Below are 3,841 nucleotides of genomic sequence, written 5' to 3' on the forward strand. Positions count from 1 at the left end.
CAGGAGTCCGAGCGCTGCATCGGCCATTGGCCGTATCTGGGCCAATGCCTCAATGCTGATCCAGCCGAGCGCAGAGGGGCCGAACAACGTTCCTGCCAAAACGTAGCCGATGACTTTCGGCCAGCCCAGTTTGGCGCGCAACCATTCGCCGACAAGCAAACCGACGACCAGCAGCATGCTGAACAAGGCCAGAGAATCGATCTCATCGGGGAAGGGTGGCAGGAAGAAGAGGCGCTCCTGCAAGTCTTCCCAGGCGGCACGTACCGGCGACAGAAGATCGTTCAGCATCGGTCCGTCTCGCTCACCAGAATCGGCCGCGCGCGGCAGCGAGAAACTCGTCGAGGATTGGCGTGCAGTCCAACAGTACCTCGCTGCCGGGGGGATGGAATTCCGGGTGCCACTGCAGGCCAAGAACATACGGTCTGCCTTGCAGGCGAATGGCTTCGATCAGGCCGTCCTCGGCGCTGCGCGCTTCGACCCGCAGGTCCCGGCCCAATGCTCGGATCGCCTGGTGATGTATCGACACCACCCGGCCACCAGTCCTGCCCGGGTAGAGCTTCGCCAAGCCGGACTTTGCGGCCCACTCGACCGCATGGCTGTGCCGGTCGTAATCGCTATGGACGTGCTCGCCCGCCGCTTCGATCTGTGTCGCGATGTCCTGATAGAGTGTCCCGCCAAGCGCCACATTGATCAGTTGAGCACCGCGACAGATGCCGAAAACCGCCTTGCCGGCCTCCATGAATTCGTGGAGAAGTTCCATTTCGTAGGCATCGCGCACCCGGTCGCCCGCCCAGTCGGGGCGCGACGGCTCCTCGCCGTAGCTTTGTGGGCTGACATCGGCACCGCCCTGGAGGATGAGTCCATCCAGATACTCTGGGTAGTCCGCAAGCCGGATGCGACTGCGATGGACTATGGCGTCGCCACTGACCGCGGGGATCATGAACACCATTACTTCGCGGGACATCACCCAGTGCGCTACCGATTGCTCGAGATACTGTAGGGACTTCGATTGCAGACCCGTGGCATCGGCCGCTGGGTGGTAGATGCGTGCGGAAAGACCGATACGTAAAGGGCGTCTGCTCATGATTTCTCTCCCCGGAAACCTTTCTTCGAGGCAGGCTTCTCTGCTGCCGGGTCGTCCGATTGCAGATATGTTGCCTCGCCGAAGCCCTTGATCGCCGCCTGCGTGGCCAAGGGTCCAAACAACTGCATGAGGAGAATCGTCGTCAGTAAGGCGCCCGTCAGCCGTGGCTCAAGTCCGGAGTAGAGCGTCTGCATGTCGGCAAGAAGAACCAGAGCAATGCTTGACATTGGCTGTAAACCAATGGACAGGTAGATTGAAGATGCGGTTCCCAAGCCGAGGCGATTGCGATTCAAGAGAACGCCTGTGAGTTGCCCGGCGAAGCGCGCGATGATTATCAGGACAGCGTCCGGCCAGTACTCCACGACAACCCCAATGTCGAGCGCGGCACCGGCCAGAACGAATGTGGCTACGAGAAAAATCCGGGCATCACTGGCAATCCGAATGGCCGCTACCCGCTTGTTCCGATCCAGGACTCGCGTCAGGTAGCCGAAGAGCAGCATGGGCAGCAACACGGAAATGTCGAGGTAGATCGCGGTTCCAACACTGAGTACGATGGTTCCCAGAATCAACAGGTGCTGGTGTTCCGGACGCCGTCCCAGGAGTTGAGCGCCGGCCAGGACGACTGCGGTGCCAGCACCACCGAGCACCACGGCTACTCCGACTCCCTGCGTCGCCTCCCAGGCGCCGGCGAGGCTGCGAATCGCAACATCCTCAACCAGAAACGGCACTGACCAAAAAGAGACAACAAAGGCAACGCATCCATTGATTGCCACCATGGTGAACAGCAAGCCGGTCCTTTCTCCTCTGGCGCCCACATCGCTGCAGGTTGCTATCGTGATCGCCGGCGAAGTGGCCAGACAAAGGGCTGTCGCAAAAACTGCGGAACTGGTGGAGAAGTCCATTGCCAGGAGCGCCAGAACTACGGTCGCTCCGGTGCTCAGACAGATCAGCAACCCCGCGCTTAGTCGGTTCCATCTTTCGCTGACAGCGACCAACGGAACTTGATAGCCCAATTCGAACAGAATCAGGCCCAATGCCAGGTCGATGAAAAGCTGGTTGGACTCAATGTGATAAGGCGCTATCCAACCGAGTCCGCTCTGGCCGACCAGCAATCCGAAAACGACGTAGCCGGTGGTTCGTGGTAAAGCCAGCGCACGACGCGAAAGTTCACCCGCACCCAAGCCGCCAAGAAGCGCCATGCCGAAAATCTGGATCGAATTGAACATCGAGTCGCGAACCCCTATCGGTGCTCTGAGTGGCAAGAAAACGTAACCAGCGGCCTTAGCGCCATGCTATCGCCAAGGCTGAAAGTACAAAAACCTATCGCAATTGCATTGATAGTAAATATGATAGTCTTTCTATCTCGATTAGAGCAATGACTAAAGCCCGATGACACCTCCTTTGATGGTCGCCACACTGCCGGTAAATTTGGCGGTTCTCCAACAGTTCCGTGTGATCTACGGCACGATGCGCCAGTATTTCCGCGAGGTGGAAGAGCGCTGTGGACTTCCCGGATCACAGATGTGGATTCTGCAGGAAGTGCAGCGCTGTCCGGGGCTTGGCGTGACAGATCTCGCTGCACGCTTGGGTATACACCAGTCGACCTGTAGTCAACTTGTTGAAAAACTGGTCAGCCGAAGGTGTCTCATCAAGACGCGCAAGCAAGAAGATCAGCGCCGGGTCGGTCTCCAACTCGCGCCCGACGGTGTGGAGGCCATCGCGGCGCTGCCAGGGTCCGCAGAAGGCGCCCTACCTGAAGCGCTTTCCGCCATGCCTGAAGTCGCCCTACAAACATTGTATATCAATCTATTTGAGTTGATACGGCATCTGCCCGGACGAGACGATGCCTTCGCCAGCATACCGCTGGCAGACATGCTGCGGGATCCGAAATGAGGTCTGCTCAGATCATGTCCAGACTCTCTAGCCTGGCACAGCTGTTCTACGGTGTAACGCTCATCGGATGTAGTACCTTGGCCGTCTCGCCTTCAGAACCGATACCGCAAGAATCGCTTGATTCGCCTTCAGCCGCAGATACGCCGATGGATGGGCCTTCAACCAAGGACACGGATTCTGTAGCGCAGGAGGAGGCTAACAGCATCTACTTCACAAAGGGCGCAACCCGTATCGATACGGTGGGGCAGGATAAACTGCGGCATCATGCAGTGCGGTTGAAGGCGAATCCGGCGCAGGTTGTGACCTTGAGCGGTTACACGGACGACCTGGGCAGTGACTCGTATAATCTGGCGATAGCGGACCGGCGTATGGAGGCCGTCGCCAAGCTCCTTCGCACCTTCGGCGTTCCCAAGAAACAGATTCATCCGCTGCGTCGCTATAGCGTCGGGACAGTGCGGGTCTGCGGGACCACGGAATGCCGCCAGAAGATGCGCCGGGTGGAATTGGGTTATGCAGTGGTTGGTTACGCGGCCCACACCGTATTGGGCAAAGACCGGAAGCAAGCTGATTCCGCTAGCCATCGCCCAGGTACGAACGCGAACCCCAAAGTCACGATAACGAGGTAGCTACTCAGATCCTGCCGATCGCGACTGCACTCAATACGAGGCGGTTGGGGCTCAGGCGCCGCATGGCCGAGGCGGACGAAGAGGGGGACACCGAGCAGCCATTCGAGTTGGCCGATGCGGTGACTGACGGCGCTCGGCGTGATCGACAGCGCGTCGGCGGCCTTCGCGAAGCTGCCGTGGCGGGCCACCGCCTCGAAAGCTTCGAGACCGTTGAGCGGTGGCAGGCGCGGCGTTGTCG

4 protein-coding genes and 2 pseudogenes are annotated in these 3,841 nt (G+C 59.2%); 2 read left to right on the plus strand and 4 right to left on the minus strand.

Annotated elements, in window-relative coordinates; all coding sequences use genetic code 11:
- The 3 genes and pseudogenes from Q1M07_RS00930 to Q1M07_RS00940 form a co-directional block, all read right to left on the minus strand.
- Positions 1-288: pseudogene (locus tag Q1M07_RS00930) on the minus strand (hypothetical protein); the annotation flags it as partial.
- Between the two features lie 13 nt (positions 289-301).
- On the minus strand, positions 302-1,084 hold the full coding sequence (locus Q1M07_RS00935) for a type 1 glutamine amidotransferase (protein ID WP_300449368.1): 783 nt from the start codon (positions 1,082-1,084) through the stop codon (positions 302-304).
- Positions 1,081-2,310 carry a cation:proton antiporter gene (locus tag Q1M07_RS00940; protein WP_300449371.1) on the minus strand — a complete coding sequence of 410 codons (1,230 nt, stop codon included), beginning with the start codon at positions 2,308-2,310 and terminating at the stop codon, positions 1,081-1,083. Before Q1M07_RS00940 ends, Q1M07_RS00935 begins: the two co-directional genes overlap by 4 nt.
- Positions 2,311-2,488: 178 nt before the next feature.
- On the opposite strand from Q1M07_RS00940, the gene Q1M07_RS00945 reads away from it, so the two are divergent.
- Both Q1M07_RS00945 and Q1M07_RS00950 read left to right on the plus strand, forming a co-directional pair.
- Complete coding sequence (locus Q1M07_RS00945; protein ID WP_300449373.1) at positions 2,489-2,977, plus strand: MarR family winged helix-turn-helix transcriptional regulator; 489 nt, start codon at positions 2,489-2,491, stop codon at positions 2,975-2,977.
- Between the two features lie 77 nt (positions 2,978-3,054).
- Positions 3,055-3,603: an OmpA family protein gene (locus tag Q1M07_RS00950; RefSeq protein ID WP_300449376.1), complete on the plus strand. Its 549-nt coding sequence runs from the start codon at positions 3,055-3,057 to the stop codon at positions 3,601-3,603.
- 65 nt (positions 3,604-3,668) lie between these two features.
- Here the strand turns inward: Q1M07_RS00950 and Q1M07_RS00955 are convergent.
- Positions 3,669-3,827: pseudogene (locus Q1M07_RS00955) on the minus strand (LysR family transcriptional regulator); the annotation flags it as partial.
- Positions 3,828-3,841: the final 14 nt, after the last annotated feature.

Origin of the sequence: Accumulibacter sp. (assembly GCF_029255285.1) — a bacterium.
Classification (GTDB): Bacteria; Pseudomonadota; Gammaproteobacteria; order Burkholderiales; family Rhodocyclaceae; genus Accumulibacter.